2 protein-coding genes are annotated in these 743 nt (G+C 25.0%); both read left to right on the forward strand.

Annotated elements, in window-relative coordinates; genetic code table 11:
• The first annotated feature begins 19 nt into the window (after nt 1-19).
• Nucleotides 20-325: an MTH895/ArsE family thioredoxin-like protein gene (locus GBZ86_RS16465; protein WP_152892474.1), complete on the forward strand. Its 306-nt coding sequence runs from the start codon at nt 20-22 to the stop codon at nt 323-325.
• 19 nt (nt 326-344) lie between these two features.
• On the forward strand, nt 345-743 hold a 399-nt coding region (locus tag GBZ86_RS16470; protein ID WP_327445300.1), incomplete at its 3' end, for an arsenate reductase/protein-tyrosine-phosphatase family protein.

Below are 743 nucleotides of genomic sequence, written 5' to 3' on the forward strand. Positions count from 1 at the left end.
ATTTAAAGGAGTTTTAATGATGAAAATATTTAATTTTTTAAAAAATAATTGCAATAAAAAAAATAATATTAAGAATTCTGAAAATGCAAGAGTAAAGATATTGGGCTCAGGTTGCTCTAAATGTAATTTACTTGAAAAAAATGTTGTAGAAGCTTTAAAAATACTTGATAAAAATATTGAAGTTGGACATGTAACTGATTTTGCAAAAATAGCTAATTATGGAGTTATGTCAACACCTGCATTAGTAGTAGACAATAAAGTTATTAGCTATGGAAAAGTATTAAAAGTAGATGAAGTATTAGAATTAGTGAAAGATATTCTATAAATATATTTTTAGGAGAGTAATATTTGATGAAAAAAAAGTTGTATTTGTTTGTGTTCATAACTCTTGTAGATCACAAATGGCAGAAGCATTAGGGAAAAAATTTGCTGCACATATCTTTCATAGTTATTCAGCAGGAACAGAAATTAAAGATAAAATAAATGAAGATGCTGTGAGAATTATAAAGAATTTATATGGAATTGATATGAATAAAACTCATAAATCTAAGTTAATATCCCATGTTCCAAAGGCAGATATTGTTATAAAAATGGGATGTAATGTTATTTGTCCAAATATTTTAGGTAATCACATTGAAGATTGGGGATTAGAAGATCCTACTGGAAAATCAGATGAAGAGTTTATAAAAATAGCTAAAATTATTGAGGAAAAAATTAATGATCTAGCATATAGAATTAAAAAT

Origin of the sequence: Clostridium tarantellae, from assembly GCF_009295725.1 — a bacterium.
GTDB classification, from domain to species: domain Bacteria; phylum Bacillota; class Clostridia; order Clostridiales; family Clostridiaceae; genus Sarcina; species Sarcina tarantellae.

Bases quoted from the DNA above. Each gene is read 5' to 3' on its own strand.
- GBZ86_RS16465 (WP_152892474.1), top strand. From the start codon at position 20: ATGAAAATATTTAATTTTTTAAAAAATAATTGCAATAAAAAAAATAAT.